The organism is Pseudoxanthomonas sp. X-1 (assembly GCF_020042665.1).
Lineage (GTDB): Bacteria > Pseudomonadota > Gammaproteobacteria > Xanthomonadales > Xanthomonadaceae > Pseudoxanthomonas_A > Pseudoxanthomonas_A spadix_A.
On sequence record NZ_CP083376.1, the window covers coordinates 2,817,353 to 2,831,641 of the forward strand.

The following is a 14,289-nucleotide window of genomic DNA, read 5'->3' on the forward strand; positions in this document are numbered from 1 at the left end:
CTTACTCCAGGCCGTCCAGCAGCTCATCGACCTTTTCGGGCGTGAGGTGCTCGTGGTAGTGGCCGTTGATCACCATCATCGGCGCGGCCGAACATGCGGCCAGGCACTCCTCCTCGCGCTTGAGGAAGATGCGGCCGTCGACGGTGGACTGGCCGCGCTTGCAGCCGAGCTTCTTCTCGGCGTACTGCGCCAGTTCCTCGCCGCCGTTGAGCCAGCAGCTGATGTTGGTGCAGAAGGCGACGTTGTGGCGGCCGACCTTCTCCAGCTCGAACATCGAATAGAAGCTGGCGACCTCGTAGGCCCACACCGGCGGCAGTTCCAGGTACTTGGCCACGCCGGCGATCAGCTCGTCGGTCAGCCAGCCGCCGTTCTGCTCCTGCGCGGCGTGCAGGCCCTGCAGCACGGCCGAGCGCTTGCGATCCGGCGGGAACTTGGTCAACCAGTGGTCGATATGGGCGCGCGTGGCGTCGCTCAGCACGACCATCGGGTCGACGTGGCGCGCGTTCTCGAAATTACCCGTGGCCCTCATCGGTCCACCTCACCAAAGACAAGATCATAGGTACCGATCATCGCCACCACGTCGGGCAGCATGTGCCCGACCACGATCGCGTCCATCGAAGAAAGGTGCACGAAGCCCGGCGCGCGCAGGTGCACGCGGAAGGGCTTGTTGGCGCCGTCGGAGACCAGGTAACAGCCGAATTCGCCCTTGGGCGCTTCCACCGCGCTGTAGGTCTCGCCGGCGGGCACGCAATAGCCTTCGGAGAACAGCTTGAAGTGGTGGATCAGCGCTTCCATGTCGTCCTTCATGGACTCGCGGCTGGGCGGGGCGACCTTGAAGTTCTCGATCATCACCGGGCCCGGGTTGGCCTTCAGCCACTTCACGCACTGGGCGATGATGCGGTTGGACTCGCGCATCTCGGCGATGCGCACCAGGTAGCGGTCGTAGCAGTCGCCGTTGAGGCCGATCGGGATATCGAAATCCACCGCGTCGTACTTGGCGTAGGGCTGCTTCTTGCGCAGGTCCCACTCGATGCCCGAGCCGCGCAGCATCACGCCGGTCATGCCCCAGGCGCGCGCCTGTTCGGGCGAGATCACGCCGATGCCGACGGTGCGCTGCTTCCAGATGCGGTTGTCGGTCAGCAGGGTCTCGTACTCGTCCACGCGCGACGGGAAGGTCTTGGTGAACTCCTCCAGGAAGTCCAGCAGCGAACCCTCGCGCGCGGCGTTGAGGTGCTTGAGCGCCTGGCCCTTGTGCCAGGGCGACTCCTTGTACTTGGGCATCTGCCCCGGCAGGTCGCGGTAGACGCCGCCCGGACGGTAGTAGGTCGCGTGCATGCGCGCGCCGGAGACCGCCTCGTAGCAGTCCATCAGCTCCTCGCGCTCGCGGAAGGCGTACAGCATCACCGCCATCGCGCCCAGGTCCAGCGCGTTGGAACCGACCCACATCAGGTGGTTCAGGATGCGCGTGATCTCGTCGAACATCGTGCGGATGTACTGCGCACGCACCGGCGCCTCGATGCCCATCAGGGTCTCGATGGCGCGCACGTAGGCGTGCTCGTTGCACATCATCGACACGTAGTCCAGGCGATCCATGTAGCCGATCGACTGGTTGAACGGCTTGGACTCGGCCAGCTTCTCGGTGCCCCGGTGCAGCAGGCCGATGTGCGGATCGGCGCGCACCACCGTCTCGCCGTCCATTTCCAGGATCAGGCGCAGCACGCCGTGGGCCGCAGGATGCTGCGGGCCGAAGTTCATCGTGTAGTTGCGGATCTCCTGCCGGGCCTCGGCGGGATTGCTCGCGAACGGCGCATGCGCCTGGTTGACGTGCGATGGCTGGATCTGTGCGCTCATGACTTCGACTCCCGCGCCGCGGCTTCGCCGGCGGCGGTCTGGTAGCGCGCGTCCTCGCGGATCACGCGCGGCACGCCCACGCGCGGCTCGACCGAGGTCACCGGCTCGTAGACCACGCGCTTGCGCTCTTCGTCGTAGCGCACTTCGACATTGCCGATCAGCGGGAAATCCTTGCGGAACGGATGGCCCACGAAGCCATAGTCGGTGAGGATGCGGCGCAGGTCCGGATGACCGGAGAAGACGATGCCGAACAGGTCGAAGGCCTCGCGCTCGAACCAGTTGGCGCCCGGCCAGATGTCGGTGACCGAGGCCACCACCGGCACGTCGTCGTTGGGCGCGTAGCAGCGCAGGCGCACGCGGCGGTTGTGCTGGTAGGAGATCAGGTGCGCCACCGCGGCGAAGCGGTTGGTCGGCACCGGGACCTCGCCGATGCCGCCGGCGTTGCCGTTCTCGCGGGTGGGGAACTCGCCCCAGGCGAAGCGGCCGACGGCCTTGCCTTCCACGCCGCGCGAGAAGCCCTGCGAGGAGACGTCCGAGGTATCCCACTCATCGCTGCCGTAGCCGAGGTAGTCCACGCCGCACAGGTCGGTGAGCTGCTCGAAGCCGAAGTCGTCGCGCAGCGCCAGGCACAGCTCGTGCCACAGCGCGTGCGGGACCTCGATGGTGGTCTCGCCCGAAGGCGAAACGGTCACGGCCGCGTCCGGGAAACGGGCGCGCAGCGTGTCGGTATAAAGGGCTTGCTCTGCCATGGGGGCTTTGCGTGCTCTGAAAGGAGTGGATCAGCGGGCGATGGTCTGGGTGCGCCAGATCTTCTTCTGCAGCTGCAGGATGCCGTAGACCAGCGCCTCGGCCGTGGGCGGGCAGCCCGGCACGTAGACGTCGACCGGCACGATGCGATCGCAGCCGCGCACCACCGAGTAGGAGTAGTGGTAGTAGCCGCCGCCGTTGGCGCAGCTGCCCATCGAGATGACCCACTTCGGGTCCGGCATCTGGTCGTAGACCTTGCGCAGCGCCGGGGCCATCTTGTTGACCAGGGTGCCGGCCACGATCATCACGTCGGACTGGCGCGGGCTGGGACGGAACACGACCCCGTAGCGGTCCAGGTCCAGGCGCGCGGCGCCGGCGTGCATCATCTCCACCGCGCAGCAGGCCAGGCCGAAGGTCATCGGCCACATCGAGCCGGTGCGGGCCCAGTTCATCAGCGCATCGACGCTGGTGGTGACATAGCCTTTTTCCAGCAGCGGGTTGTCGCCTTCCGGCCGCAGGATGTCGTCCACCCGCCCTTCCGGGATCGGGTTGGTCATCAGCTTGTCGATGGTTTGGATCACTCCCATTCGAGCGCTCCCTTCTTCCAGACGTAAATGAAGCCCAGGAACAGCATGCCCACGAACAGGCCCATGGTGACCAGGGAGCGCGCACCGATATCCATGAACACCTGGGTCCACGGCACGATGAAGATGATTTCCAGGTCGAAGACGATGAACTGGATGGCGATCAGGTAGTAGCGCACATCGAACTTCATGCGCGCGTCCTCGAATGCCTCGAAGCCGCATTCGTAGGGGGAGAGTTTCTCGGCGTCGGGGCGACGCGGGCCGATGAGGCGACCGATGATCATCAGCGCGATGCCGATGCCGGTGGCGACGATCAGGAAAAGCAGGTTCGGCAGGTAATTGGCCAGCACTCGCAGTTCTCTCTTTTAATTCCCGCGACCGGGGCACAGTCTACTGCCGCAGTGCGGCACAAGCGTGCAGAGGTCGCTGACGGGTCCAGCCTTGCGGATCCACCGTGTTGACGGGCCAGGCGCGGGACGTCGGCAGTGCCCTGCCGTCCCGATCCGGTCCGGCATGGCCGGGCGCTTCGCCGCGTGTCCTTCCGCTTCTCGTACCGGACATCGCTGCGAACCTGACAATTGTAGCGGTCACTGAACTGCCGAGTAAACGATTTCGAGGTTTCGGATCGTGCCGCGAATTCGCCATCCTTGCCGGCGCCGCGACAGGCCCGCCGCGCCGATCGCACCACCCGCAGCGGTAGGAACAACGCGACGTTTGGCGGAAGTGCGGGCACAGGAGCGGCGCATGGAGGACGTTGAGCGTCGATACGCGCACTTCGTCGCCCAGCCTCGACCGGGCTGGGCGGCTCCGCGGCTCGGCCCGCCCTCGCCGCAGATTCGCCGCCGCGGCCCCATCCAGGCCCACTCGCCGCGCGCCGGGCCGCCCTTCCGAAGCCGCAACGCGCGACTGCCGCGCGATCCGGGATCGCGAAAAACCTGGCCTTGGTGCTCCGAGCGAACGTCCCTGGGTTCCCGCGTTCGCGGGAACGACGATAGACACATAGGCGGGGTCGATGATCCGACCGAGGGAGCGCGGACATCGCCCGCCGGCCCGCCGCCTTCCCGAAGCGGCAACACGCGCAGGCCGGGCCCCTGGATCGGAGGAAACCAACGAAAAAGGGCCCGACAAGGCCCTTTTCGTTTACCGCGTTGTGTGGTGCCCAAGAGGGGACTCGAACCCCTACGACTTTCGCCGCTACCACCTCAAGGTAGTGCGTCTACCAATTCCGCCACCTGGGCAAAGCTTGCCTGCCGGCCCGCATCGCGCGGGCCGGCATTGTACGTGTCACTGCGCCGGAGTGGGAGCCGGCTTGGCGGCGTCGGGCTGGGCTGGCGCCGAAGGCGCGGGCTGCGCGGCCGGCGCGGAGGCGGCCGGAGCGGCAACCTCGCCCGGCGCCGGGGCGACCGGCTGCTGCGACATGATGCCCAGATCCTGCTGCGCGCTGCCGGTGTGCGCCGTGCGCGAGGCGCTCCAGGCCATGAACAGGCTGATGGCGAAGAACGCCACGGCCAGCCACTTGGTGCTCTTGGACAAGAAGTTGGACGCGCCGCGCGCACCGAACACGGTGCCCGAAGCGCCCGCACCGAAGCCGGAGCCGGCCTGGGCGCCGGTCCCGCGCTGCATCAGCACCAGGCCGATGATGGCCACCGCCACCAGCACGTAGACCACATTGAGAATCAGCATCAACATCGACATGGATCGTGTTTCTCGTTGAAAGGCCCCGCCGCTTGGCAGCGACGGCGCCATGAAGTCTGTGTCTACCCGGCCGCCGCGCGGGCGATGGCCAGGAAGTCGGCGGCCACCAGCGAGGCGCCTCCGACCAGCCCGCCGTCGACATCCGGCTGGGCGAACAGCTCGGCGGCGTTGTCGGGCTTGACGCTGCCGCCGTACAGCAGGGGCAACGAATCGGCGATTCTAGCATCCACGCGCGCCACGACGCCACGGATGAAGGCGTGAACGTCCTGCGCCTGCTGCGGGGTGGCGGTACGGCCGGTGCCGATCGCCCAGACCGGCTCGTAGGCCACCACCGCGCCGTCGAAGCCGGCGCTGCCGGCCAGCGCCAGCACGGGCTCGAGCTGGCCGGCGATGACCTGCTCGGTCTGGCCGGCCTCGCGCTGCTCCAGGGTCTCGCCCACGCACAGCACCGGCACCAGGCCGGCGTTGCGCGCGGCCATGAACTTGCGCGCGACCAGCGGGCTGCTCTCGTGGTGGTACTGGCGGCGCTCGGAGTGCCCGACCAGGCCGTAGGTGGCGCCGACGTCGACCAGCATCGCGGCGGAGACCTCGCCGGTGTAGGCGCCCTTCTCGTTGGCGCTGACGTCCTGGGCGCCGAAGGCGATCGGCCGGCCCTCGAAATCCTCGATCAGGTCGCCCAGGTAGGGCAGCGGCGGCAGCACCACCACCTCGACGCCCGGTACGGGCAGGGCCTCCGCCAGTTCTCCCACCAGAGCGGTGGCGAAATCGCGGCTGCCGTGCAGCTTCCAGTTTCCGGCGACGATCCTGCGGCGCATGACAACTCCTATCGACTTCAGGCGGGGCAGGATACCTCCTCGTCCGTGGGCGCTCGCTGACGACTCCGGCCCGCGCGCGCCGGCGCGGCGCGCCCTGCCCTGCCATGCCCGGTTCGATGCGCGTGGATGCCGGCGCGTGCACACTGGCGCCCTCGTCCCGTCCCGCACCCGCCATGTCTTCGACCGCCACGCCCGCGCAGGTTCCCGGCCATGCCCTGATCACCGGCGCCTCCGCCGGCATCGGGGCCGAATTCGCGCGCCAGTACGCGGCGCGCGGGGTGCCGCTGATCCTGACCGCGCGCCGCGCCGAGCGGCTGCAGGCGCTGGCCGCCGAGCTGGGCGCGCTGGTGGACGTGCAGGTGATCGCGGCGGACCTGGAGGATCCGGCGGCGCCGGCCGCCATCGCCGAGGAGGTCGCGCGGCGCGGGTTGCGGGTCCGGGTGCTGGTCAACAACGCGGGCTACGGGGTGCCGGGCCGTTACCTCACGCGCGACTGGGACGTGCATGCGCGCTTCATCCAGCTGATGGTGACCGCGCTGTGCGAGCTGACCTGGCGCCTGTTGCCGCAGATCGCCGCCAGTGGGTCGGGGCGGATCATCAATGTGGCGTCATTCGCCGCGCTGGTGCCCGGGGCCGACGGGCAGACGCTGTATGCACCGGCCAAGGCGTGGCTGGTGGCGATGAGTCAGTCGCTGTCGCTGGAGTATGCCGACCACGGCGTGCGGGTGTGCGCGCTGTGCCCGGGCTTCACCTGGTCGGAATTCCACGATGTCACGGGCACGCGCGAGCAGATGTCGCGCCTGCCCGGGTGGATCTGGCTGAGCGCCGAGGAGGTGGTGCGCGAGGGCATCGAGGGGGTGGAGCGCGGCCAGGTGCTGGTGATCCCGGGCTGGCGCTGGCGGCTGCTGTACCACGTGGTGCGCCACCTGCCGCAATCCTGGCTGCTGGCGCTGATGGCGCGCAGCTCGCGCAAGGTGCGTGCACAGGTTTGACCCTCTTCGCGCGCGGTGCGGCCCGCCTTGGGATTCTCGCTCATCGAGAGATGTAGACCCGCGGGCGTCCGGGCTTCGGAAGGGCAGCGCAGGAGAGCTCGAAATCGCGGCTAGCGATTGAGGGGGCGGCCGGGGCTTGACCGGCCAAGCCGCCGAAGCAAGAGCAAAGCACCCGCCCCCCCCCCCTTCGCCTGCGGCGAAAGGAAGGGGCAAAGGGCTGCTCGTGCCTTCGCGTCGAAAGGCGTCCTGTTCCATTCGCCATAGCGCCTCGACCCGGTCGGGCGCGTGGAGAGCGGGCCTTGGGATGGCCCGCGGCGGCGAGTCCGCCCTGGATGGCGGACCGAGCCGGGGAGCCGCCGCCCGACCGAGTCGAGGCTGGTGGACGAAGTGGCGCTCGCCGCCCCCGCCCGCATCTCGTCAACAGCCGCTGGCGCCGGCGAAAACCGCGCGCGACGGCGAAGCGGCTTACTTCAGCTTGATCTCGCGCAGGCGCTCGTCCAGGTAGTCCTGGGCGGTGATGGCCTCGGGATAGCGCTTGGGGTTGTCCGGGGTGATGGTCGAAGGCAGCACGTCGATCAGGAAGTCCGGATTGGGATGCAGGAAGAACGGTACCGAATAGCGCGGCTTGCGCGCCTCCTCGCCCGGCGGGTTGGTGACCCGGTGCGTGGTCGAGGGATACACGTGGTTGGTCAGGCGCTGCAGCATGTCGCCGATGTTGACCACGATGGTGTCCGCGTCGCTGGTGAAGGGCACCCACTGGCCCTCGCGCGACTTCACTTCCAGGCCGGCGGCGCTGGCGCCGACCAGCAGCGTGATCAGGTTGATGTCCTCGTGGGCGCCGGCGCGCACGTTGGGGATGTCGTCGCTGGTGATCGGCGGATAGTGGATCGGGCGCAGGATCGAGTTGCCGGAATCGGTCTTGTCGGCGAAGTAGTCCTCCGGCAGGCCGATGTGCAGCGCCAGCGCGGCCAGCACGTGGCTGCCCAGCGCATCGAGCTGCCGGTACAGGCCGTAGGCGTGCTCCCGGAAATTGGGCACCTCGTCCGGCCACAGGTTGGCGGGCATGACGCCGGCGTACCTGGAGTCGGCCGGGAGTTCGCGACCGACGTGCCAGAACTCCTTCAGGTCGAAGTGCTTGGAATCCTTGGCCGTCTCCACGCCGAAGGCGGTGTAGCCGCGCGCGCCGCCGATGCCGGGCACGCGGTACTTCAGCTTGGCCTCGTCCGGCAGGGCGAAGAAGTTCTTGAAGACCTCGTAGGCCGCGTCGATGTCAGCCTGCGGGATGCCATGGTTGCGGATGCCGGCGAAGCCCCACTCGCGGTAGGCGGCGCCCAGTTCGGCCACGAACGCCTCGCGGTCGGCGGCGCTGGCGGGCGAGATGAAGCGGGCGATGTCGAGGGTGGGGATGACGCTGCTCATGGGCAAACCGGAAGGCGAACCTGGCCTTCCAGTTTATCGCCTCGGCCCTAACGCAGCAGCAGGTACAGGGCCCAGAGCGTGAGCGCCTTGACGACGGCCACGCCCAGGGCGATCAGCACTTTCTCATGCCGCGGCACGCACCGCCCCTGCCAGGGTGTCGAGCGTGGCCTGCATCAGCGCGTCGTCGTCGGCCTCCACCGTCACGCGCACCACCGGCTCGGTGCCGGACGGGCGCAGGAAGGCGCGCCCGCGCCCGGCCACGGCGGCCTGGGCCTGCTGGAGCGCGGCCTGGACGGCCGGCGCCTCGACCACGGCCCTGGCGGCCACGCCATCCAGCCGCACGTTGGTGGTGCGCTGCGGCAGCATGGTCAGGCCGGACAGGGCCTGGTCCAGGCGGCGGCCGGTGCGGTGCAGGACTTCCAGCACCTGCAGCGCGCTGACGATGCCGTCGCCGGTGTTGGCCCGGTCCAGGCACAGGATGTGGCCGGAGGCCTCGCCGCCGAGCACGCCGCCGCCCTCGACCAGGACCTGGTGCACGTAGCGGTCGCCGACCTTGGCACGGGTGAAGGCGATGCCCTGCTCGCCCAGCGCCTGCTCCAGCCCGTAATTGGTCATCAGCGTGCCGACCACCGCGCCGTGCAGGCGCCCGGACCGCTTCCAGTCGCTGGCCAGCACGTAGAGCAGGCCGTCGCCGTCGATCACGCGGCCATGGCCATCGACGAACAGCACGCGGTCGCCGTCGCCGTCGAAGGCGATGCCCAGGTCCGCGCCGGACAGCACCACGCGCCGGGCCAGGCCCTCGGGATGGGTCGAGCCGACGCCATCGTTGATGTTCAGGCCGTTGGGCGCATCGCCGATGACCTCCACGCGGGCGCCGAGTTCGCGCAGCACGATCGGCGCGACCTGGTAGGTGGCGCCGTTGGCGCAGTCGACCACGATCTTCATGCCGGTCAGGTCGAACTCGCGCGGGACCGAGTTCTTGCAGCTTTCCACGTAGCGGCCGACCGCGTCGCGGGTGCGCACGGCCTTGCCCAGCGCCTCGGAGGCGACGGTGCGGAACGGCTGGTCAAGCGCGGCTTCGATCGCCAGCTCGGTGGCGTCGTCGAGCTTCTCGCCTTCCGCGGAGAAGAACTTGATGCCGTTGTCGTAATGCGGGTTGTGCGAGGCGGAGATGACGATGCCGCCGGAGGCGCGCAGCGCGCGCGTCAGGTGCGAGACGGCCGGCGTGGGCATCGGCCCCATCAGCTGCACGTCCACGCCGGCGGCGACCAGCCCCGCCTCGAGCGCGGCCTCGAACATATAGTTGGAGATGCGCGTGTCCTTGCCGATGATCACCACCGGCTTGCCCGCGCCGGCGCGGCGAACGCGCGCGGCCAGGGCGTGACCGTAGGCATTGCCCAGACGCAGCATGAAGTCGGCCGAGATCGGTCCCTGCCCCACGCGCCCGCGGATCCCGTCGGTGCCGAAGTACTTCCGGCTGGCGACCATCAGGCGACCTCGGGTTCGACCGGCCGCGTCTGCTTCATCATCAGCGCGCACAGATCGGCGAGGCGGTCGCGCAGTTCACGCCGGTCGCAGATCTGGTCGATCGCGCCGTGGTCGAGCAGGAACTCCGAGCGCTGGAAGCCCTCGGGCAGCGTCTCGCGCACGGTCTGCTCGATCACGCGCGGTCCGGCGAAGCCGATCAGCGCCTTGGGCTCGGCGATGTTGATGTCGCCCAGCATGGCGAAGCTGGCCGACACGCCGCCGGTGGTCGGATGGGTCAGCACCGAGATGTACGGCAGCCCGGCCGCGCGCAGGCGACCCAGCGCCGCCGAGGTCTTGGCCATCTGCAGCAGCGAGAACAGGCTCTCCTGCATGCGCGCGCCGCCCGAGGCCGAGAAGCACACGAACGGGCAGCCCAGCTCCAGGGCCTTCTCCGCGCCCAGGGTGAAGCGCTCGCCCACCACCGAGCCCATCGAACCGCCCATGTAGGCGAAATCGAAGGCGCTGGCGACCAGCGCGCGGCCCTTGACCTGGCCCTGCAGGGTGATCAGCGCGTCGCGCTCGCCGGTGGCCTTCTGCGCGGCCTTGATCCGGTCGGAATACTTCTTCTGGTCGCGGAACTTGAGCACGTCGGTCGGGCCCAGCGCCGCGCCCAGCTCGGTGGTGCTGCCGGCGTCGAACAGGGCCGCCAGCCGCGCGCGGGCGCGGATGGCCATGTGGTGGCCGCACTTGGGGCAGACCTCGAGGTTCTCCTCGAGCTCGGGCCGGTACAGCACCGCGCCGCAGTTGTCGCACTTCTCCCACAGCCCTTCCGGGACGCTGCGCTTGGGTTTCCGGGTCGCCGCGTCGGTGCGGATGCCCGAGGGCATCAGTTTGCTCAGCCAGCTCATCTTGTTCAGCTTGTCGGCGCCAGGAGGGCGCGAAGCGGCGAAGTGTAGCGCAGCGACCGTACGGCAAGCTTCGCGCCGGTATGTTCGGCCCACCCGCCGTGCCCAGGCGGGGCTTGTCTTTGGCCTGGGCATCCTGCCTGGCTTCAGCCGCTGGTGTACGGCCCTCGCCCGGGCAGCACCTTCAGCAAGGCGCGGGTCATGACGGTCGGATAGACCGTGAAATGGTCCTCTCCGTCGATCACCGTGGTCTCCACCCGCAGCCCGGGATAGCCACGCGCCTTCAGCGTCGCGGCAAAGCGCGCGTTGTCGCCGACCATGTCGTTGCGCTTGAAGTAGCGCGGCTGCGGCCCCTGCGTCTCGTACTGGCCGGTCGACAGCAGCACGCTGGCCGGCAAGTCGCGGTGGCCGGCCGCGTAATCGGCCTCGATGCGGTCCATGACGTGCGCGTCGTACCACAGCGAGGGACTGGACAGGATGTAGGCGCCGAACATCTCCGGCCGGGTCAACAGCACATAGGCCCCGAACAGCCCGCCGAGCGAATGCCCGGCATAGATCCGGCGCCCACTGTCGATGCGATAGCGCGATTCGACCTGCGGGAACACCTGGTCGGCGAGGAAATCCCGGTAGTGCGCCGCCTCGCCATAGACCTCGGCCGAGTAGTCGCCCGGATCGCGGCGGACCGGCATGGTCGGCGTGTAGTCGCGCGAGCGGCTCTGCTTGGAGGTCAGCCCGGTCTGCGGCGGCAGGCCGACCAGGATGAAGTCCTCGATGTTGACGCCCTGCTGGCCAACGAGATTGCGGATGCTGCGCACCAGCGGAAAGCTGTAGAGCGCGTCGGTGACGTACAGCACCGGGTAACGCCGCTGCGGCTCCTTGGCATAGCTGGCCGGCAGGCCGATCCAGACCGGGTAATCGCGTCCGGCCTGTGCATCGCGGATGCTCAGGGCATGGGTGTCGGCAAGCGCGACGGGCGGCGGTGTCTGCGCGACGGGGGCCGGATCGGATGGCGGAACCCGCTCGACGGGCGGCTCTTTGCCCTGCGGCCCACAGGCGCACAGCGCCACAAGCAGGACCATGCCAAGCGTCCTGGGTCCAGATGTCCTGCTCAAGTCGATGCCCGGATCTTCAAGGGCACACAGGATACTTGCACCGGCGTCGGAGACCCGGACTCGGCCGGCGCAAGAGGGCGACGGCAGCACCAGCCTCCCTGGCCGCTAACGGCGTCCCGTACACGCCAGCGCAATGACACGGCCGGCCGGCGGACGGCGCCGACGCGACGGGCGCCGGCGAAGCCAAGGCCCGCCATCGCCCGCCGGCATGGGCGCGACTTCAGCCGTCCAGCGCCTCACGCAGCGGGCGCAGGAAGGTTCCGGCCAGCTCGGCGGCCTGCGCCGGGCTCTGCGCCGCCGCGATGGCGTCCACCAGCGCGCTGCCCACCACCACACCGTCGGCGGCCGGAGCCATGGCCGCCGCGCTGGCCGCGTCCTTGATGCCGAACCCCACCACCACCGGCACGCCGGCGGCGGCGCGCAGCGTGCGCAGGCGCTCGCCGGCGGCCTGGGTGTCCAGCCGGTCCGAGGCGCCGGTCACGCCGGCGAAGCTGACGTAGTACAGATAGCCCTGCCCCTGCCGGCACAGCAGCGCCATGCGCTCGGGGCTGGTGGTCGGCGCCGCCAGCGCGATCAGCTGCAGGCCGTGGGCGTTGAACACCGCGCGGGTCTGGTCGGCCTCTTCCGGCGGCAGGTCGACCAGCAGCGCGCCGTCCACCCCGGCCTCGGTCGCTTCGCGGGCGAAGCGCTCGGCGCCGTGGATCTCCACCGGGTTGAGATAGCCCATCAGCACCACCGGCGTGGTCGCGTCGGTCTGGCGGAAGGCGCGCACCGCTTCGAGCACGAAGCGCAGGCCGGCGCCGCGGCCCAGCGCGCGCTCGGAACTGCGCTGGATGGTCGGGCCATCGGCCATCGGGTCGGAGAACGGCACGCCCAGCTCGATCACGTCGGCGCCGGCGGCGACCAGCGCGTGCATGACCGGCACGGTCGCCTCCAGCGAGGGATCGCCGGCGGTGATGAAGGGGACCAGCGCCTTGCGTCCCTCGGCCTTGCGCGCGGCCAGCGCGGTGTCCAGGCGGCTCATTCGGGCTGGCTGTCGCGCGAAGCCTGCTCGGCCTGCTGGGCGGCCGCGTAGGCGGCGGCCAGTTCGGAGGCGCCCACGTCCACGCCGCGCTCGGCGCCGAGGATGTCCAGGTGCTCGTTGAGCATGCGCCGGTACAGGCCGGTCATGTAGTCCAGAAAGCCCTGGCGCGAGTCGGCCGGGCTCGGCTCCACGGTCAGGTAGACGTGGGCGTTGTAGCGGGCCACGCCGTACAGCGCGGCGAAGCTGGTGCGCTTGCTGCCGTGGATGCCGCCCTGGCGGTTGGCCAGCTGCACGAACTTGTTGACCACATCGAAGAACTGCGGGTCCAGCGGAGCGTCGATGCTCGGCGGCGCCTGGGTGTCGTCGGCCATGAGGATTCCTTAGCGATTGCGTAGAGGGAAAGCGCGGCGCGCAGGCGCCGTCAGATCTGGATGTTCTCGCGCGCGGCGATGGTGTGCACGTCCTTGTCGCCGCGGCCGGACAGGTTGCACAGCACCAGCTGGTCGGACGGCAGCTCGCGCGCCAGCTTGATCGCCTGGGCCACGGCGTGGCTGGACTCCAGCGCAGCCAGGATGCCCTCGGTGCGCGCCAGGGTATGGAACGCCGCCAGGGCCTCCTCGTCGGTGATGCCCAGGTAGGTGGCGCGGCCGGAATCTGCCAGGAAGGCGTGTTCGGGGCCCACGCCCGGATAGTCCAGGCCGGCGGAGATCGAATGGGTCTCGATGATCTGGCCGTCGTCGTCGCACAGCACATAGGTGCGGTTGCCGTGCAGCACGCCCACCCGGCCGCCGGCGATGGAGGCGGCGTGGCGGCCGGTCTCCAGGCCGTCGCCCGCCGGCTCGGCGCCGTAGAGCCGCACCTGCGCATCGTTGAGGAAGGCGTGGAAGATGCCGATGGCGTTGCTGCCGCCGCCGACGCAGGCGGTGATCGCATCGGGCAGGCGGCCGAACTGCTCGAGCATCTGCGCGCGCGCCTCGCGGCCGACGATGGCGTTGAAGTCGCGCACCATGCGCGGATACGGGTCGGGGCCGGCGACGGTGCCGATGATGTAGAAGGTGTCGGCCACGTTGGTCACCCAGTCGCGCATGGCCTCGTTGAGCGCGTCCTTGAGCGTGGCCGAGCCGCTGGTGACGGGCACCACCGTGGCGCCGAGCAGGCGCATGCGATAGACGTTGGCCTTCTGCCGCTCGATGTCGGTGGACCCCATGTAGACCACGCATTCCAGCCCCAGGCGCGCGGCCACGGTGGCGCTGGCCACGCCATGCTGGCCGGCGCCGGTCTCGGCGATGATCCGGGTCTTGCCCATGCGGCTGGCCAACAGGGCCTGGCCGATGGCGTTGTTGATCTTGTGCGCGCCGGTGTGGTTGAGGTCCTCGCGCTTGAGCAGGATCTGCGCGCCGCCCACCTCGCGGCTCAGGCGACGGGCGTGGTAGATCGGGCTGGGGCGGCCGACGTAGTGCTTGAGGTCGTCATAGAACGCATCGGTGAAGGCCGGATCGGCGCGGGCCGTGTCGTAGGCGGCGGCCAGCTCCTGCAGCGGCCCGATCAGGGTCTCGGCGACGAAGCGCCCGCCGTGGCGGCCGAAGTGACCGGCGGCGTCGGGATAGGCGTGGAAGTCACGGATGGCGGGGGCGGACATGGCGGCACCGAAGCTGAGCGAAGGCCGCCATCCTAGCCC

Annotated in this window: 15 protein-coding genes and 1 tRNA gene; 1 reads left to right on the forward strand and 15 read right to left on the reverse strand. The window is 69.6% G+C overall.

The window, feature by feature from the left end; genetic code table 11:
• Position 1: 1 nt before the first annotated feature.
• From nuoE to tpiA, 8 genes are all read right to left on the reverse strand, one after another.
• Complete coding sequence (gene nuoE / locus LAJ50_RS12570) at positions 2-529, reverse strand: NADH-quinone oxidoreductase subunit NuoE (RefSeq protein ID WP_130553151.1); 528 nt, start codon at positions 527-529, stop codon at positions 2-4.
• On the reverse strand, positions 526-1,851 hold the full coding sequence (locus LAJ50_RS12575; protein ID WP_130529639.1) for an NADH-quinone oxidoreductase subunit D: 1,326 nt from the start codon (positions 1,849-1,851) through the stop codon (positions 526-528). The genes nuoE and LAJ50_RS12575 overlap by 4 nt, the downstream gene beginning before the upstream one ends.
• A complete protein-coding gene (locus LAJ50_RS12580; protein ID WP_130553152.1) occupies positions 1,848-2,600 on the reverse strand; it encodes an NADH-quinone oxidoreductase subunit C in 753 nt (250 codons plus the stop codon). The genes LAJ50_RS12575 and LAJ50_RS12580 overlap by 4 nt, the downstream gene beginning before the upstream one ends.
• A 30-nt stretch (positions 2,601-2,630) precedes the next feature.
• A complete protein-coding gene (locus LAJ50_RS12585) occupies positions 2,631-3,185 on the reverse strand; it encodes an NADH-quinone oxidoreductase subunit B (protein WP_130521786.1) in 555 nt (184 codons plus the stop codon).
• Positions 3,176-3,532 (reverse strand): NADH-quinone oxidoreductase subunit A, encoded by a 357-nt coding sequence (locus LAJ50_RS12590; RefSeq protein WP_130521787.1) that lies wholly within the window; start codon positions 3,530-3,532, stop codon positions 3,176-3,178. Before LAJ50_RS12590 ends, LAJ50_RS12585 begins: the two co-directional genes overlap by 10 nt.
• An 803-nt stretch (positions 3,533-4,335) precedes the next feature.
• Positions 4,336-4,420 (reverse strand) — tRNA-Leu (locus LAJ50_RS12595).
• A gap of 46 nt (positions 4,421-4,466) precedes the next feature.
• Positions 4,467-4,871, reverse strand: coding sequence for a preprotein translocase subunit SecG (gene secG, locus LAJ50_RS12600; RefSeq protein ID WP_130552991.1), 405 nt, complete (start codon positions 4,869-4,871; stop codon positions 4,467-4,469).
• Between the two features lie 68 nt (positions 4,872-4,939).
• Positions 4,940-5,692: a triose-phosphate isomerase gene (tpiA, locus tag LAJ50_RS12605; RefSeq protein WP_130552915.1), complete on the reverse strand. Its 753-nt coding sequence runs from the start codon at positions 5,690-5,692 to the stop codon at positions 4,940-4,942.
• A gap of 173 nt (positions 5,693-5,865) precedes the next feature.
• Between tpiA and LAJ50_RS12610 the strand changes: the two genes are divergently transcribed.
• A complete protein-coding gene (locus tag LAJ50_RS12610) occupies positions 5,866-6,684 on the forward strand; it encodes an SDR family oxidoreductase (RefSeq protein WP_138654938.1) in 819 nt (272 codons plus the stop codon).
• 465 nt (positions 6,685-7,149) lie between these two features.
• On the opposite strand, the gene LAJ50_RS12615 is transcribed toward LAJ50_RS12610, so the two are convergent.
• The 7 genes from LAJ50_RS12615 to trpB all read right to left on the reverse strand — a co-directional run bounded on the left by LAJ50_RS12615 (position 7,150) and on the right by trpB (position 14,250).
• On the reverse strand, positions 7,150-8,103 hold the full coding sequence (locus LAJ50_RS12615) for a 2-oxoglutarate and iron-dependent oxygenase domain-containing protein (protein ID WP_130552917.1): 954 nt from the start codon (positions 8,101-8,103) through the stop codon (positions 7,150-7,152).
• A 123-nt stretch (positions 8,104-8,226) separates the two neighbouring features.
• Entirely contained in the window at positions 8,227-9,591 is a 1,365-nt protein-coding gene (gene glmM / locus LAJ50_RS12620; protein WP_130552918.1) for a phosphoglucosamine mutase, read from the reverse strand.
• Positions 9,591-10,478, reverse strand: coding sequence for an acetyl-CoA carboxylase, carboxyltransferase subunit beta (accD, locus tag LAJ50_RS12625; RefSeq protein WP_130518839.1), 888 nt, complete (start codon positions 10,476-10,478; stop codon positions 9,591-9,593). Before accD ends, glmM begins: the two co-directional genes overlap by 1 nt.
• A gap of 143 nt (positions 10,479-10,621) precedes the next feature.
• On the reverse strand, positions 10,622-11,554 hold the full coding sequence (locus LAJ50_RS12630; protein ID WP_138654940.1) for an alpha/beta hydrolase-fold protein: 933 nt from the start codon (positions 11,552-11,554) through the stop codon (positions 10,622-10,624).
• A 253-nt stretch (positions 11,555-11,807) separates the two neighbouring features.
• Positions 11,808-12,611: a tryptophan synthase subunit alpha gene (gene trpA, locus LAJ50_RS12635; protein ID WP_138654942.1), complete on the reverse strand. Its 804-nt coding sequence runs from the start codon at positions 12,609-12,611 to the stop codon at positions 11,808-11,810.
• Entirely contained in the window at positions 12,608-12,982 is a 375-nt protein-coding gene (locus LAJ50_RS12640) for a DUF3144 domain-containing protein (RefSeq protein WP_130552922.1), read from the reverse strand. The genes trpA and LAJ50_RS12640 overlap by 4 nt, the downstream gene beginning before the upstream one ends.
• Before the next feature lie 50 nt (positions 12,983-13,032).
• Positions 13,033-14,250 carry a tryptophan synthase subunit beta gene (gene trpB, locus LAJ50_RS12645; RefSeq protein WP_130552923.1) on the reverse strand — a complete coding sequence of 406 codons (1,218 nt, stop codon included), beginning with the start codon at positions 14,248-14,250 and terminating at the stop codon, positions 13,033-13,035.
• Positions 14,251-14,289 lie beyond the last annotated feature (39 nt).

What these genes read in the sequence shown, in the direction of transcription:
- glmM (WP_130552918.1), bottom strand. Translation starts at nt 9,591, where the DNA reads ATGGTCGCCAGCCGGAAGTACTTCGGCACCGACGGGATCCGCGGGCGC.
- secG (WP_130552991.1), bottom strand. Translation starts at nt 4,871, where the DNA reads ATGTTGATGCTGATTCTCAATGTGGTCTACGTGCTGGTGGCGGTGGCC.
- LAJ50_RS12615 (WP_130552917.1), bottom strand. Translation starts at nt 8,103, where the DNA reads ATGAGCAGCGTCATCCCCACCCTCGACATCGCCCGCTTCATCTCGCCC.
- LAJ50_RS12640 (WP_130552922.1), bottom strand. Translation starts at nt 12,982, where the DNA reads ATGGCCGACGACACCCAGGCGCCGCCGAGCATCGACGCTCCGCTGGAC.
- accD (WP_130518839.1), bottom strand. Translation starts at nt 10,478, where the DNA reads ATGAGCTGGCTGAGCAAACTGATGCCCTCGGGCATCCGCACCGACGCG.
- LAJ50_RS12575 (WP_130529639.1), bottom strand. Translation starts at nt 1,851, where the DNA reads ATGAGCGCACAGATCCAGCCATCGCACGTCAACCAGGCGCATGCGCCG.
- nuoE (WP_130553151.1), bottom strand. Translation starts at nt 529, where the DNA reads ATGAGGGCCACGGGTAATTTCGAGAACGCGCGCCACGTCGACCCGATG.
- LAJ50_RS12610 (WP_138654938.1), top strand. Translation starts at nt 5,866, where the DNA reads ATGTCTTCGACCGCCACGCCCGCGCAGGTTCCCGGCCATGCCCTGATC.
- trpB (WP_130552923.1), bottom strand. Translation starts at nt 14,250, where the DNA reads ATGTCCGCCCCCGCCATCCGTGACTTCCACGCCTATCCCGACGCCGCC.
- LAJ50_RS12585 (WP_130521786.1), bottom strand. Translation starts at nt 3,185, where the DNA reads ATGGGAGTGATCCAAACCATCGACAAGCTGATGACCAACCCGATCCCG.
- trpA (WP_138654942.1), bottom strand. Translation starts at nt 12,611, where the DNA reads ATGAGCCGCCTGGACACCGCGCTGGCCGCGCGCAAGGCCGAGGGACGC.
- LAJ50_RS12630 (WP_138654940.1), bottom strand. Translation starts at nt 11,554, where the DNA reads ATGGTCCTGCTTGTGGCGCTGTGCGCCTGTGGGCCGCAGGGCAAAGAG.
- LAJ50_RS12580 (WP_130553152.1), bottom strand. Translation starts at nt 2,600, where the DNA reads ATGGCAGAGCAAGCCCTTTATACCGACACGCTGCGCGCCCGTTTCCCG.
- tpiA (WP_130552915.1), bottom strand. Translation starts at nt 5,692, where the DNA reads ATGCGCCGCAGGATCGTCGCCGGAAACTGGAAGCTGCACGGCAGCCGC.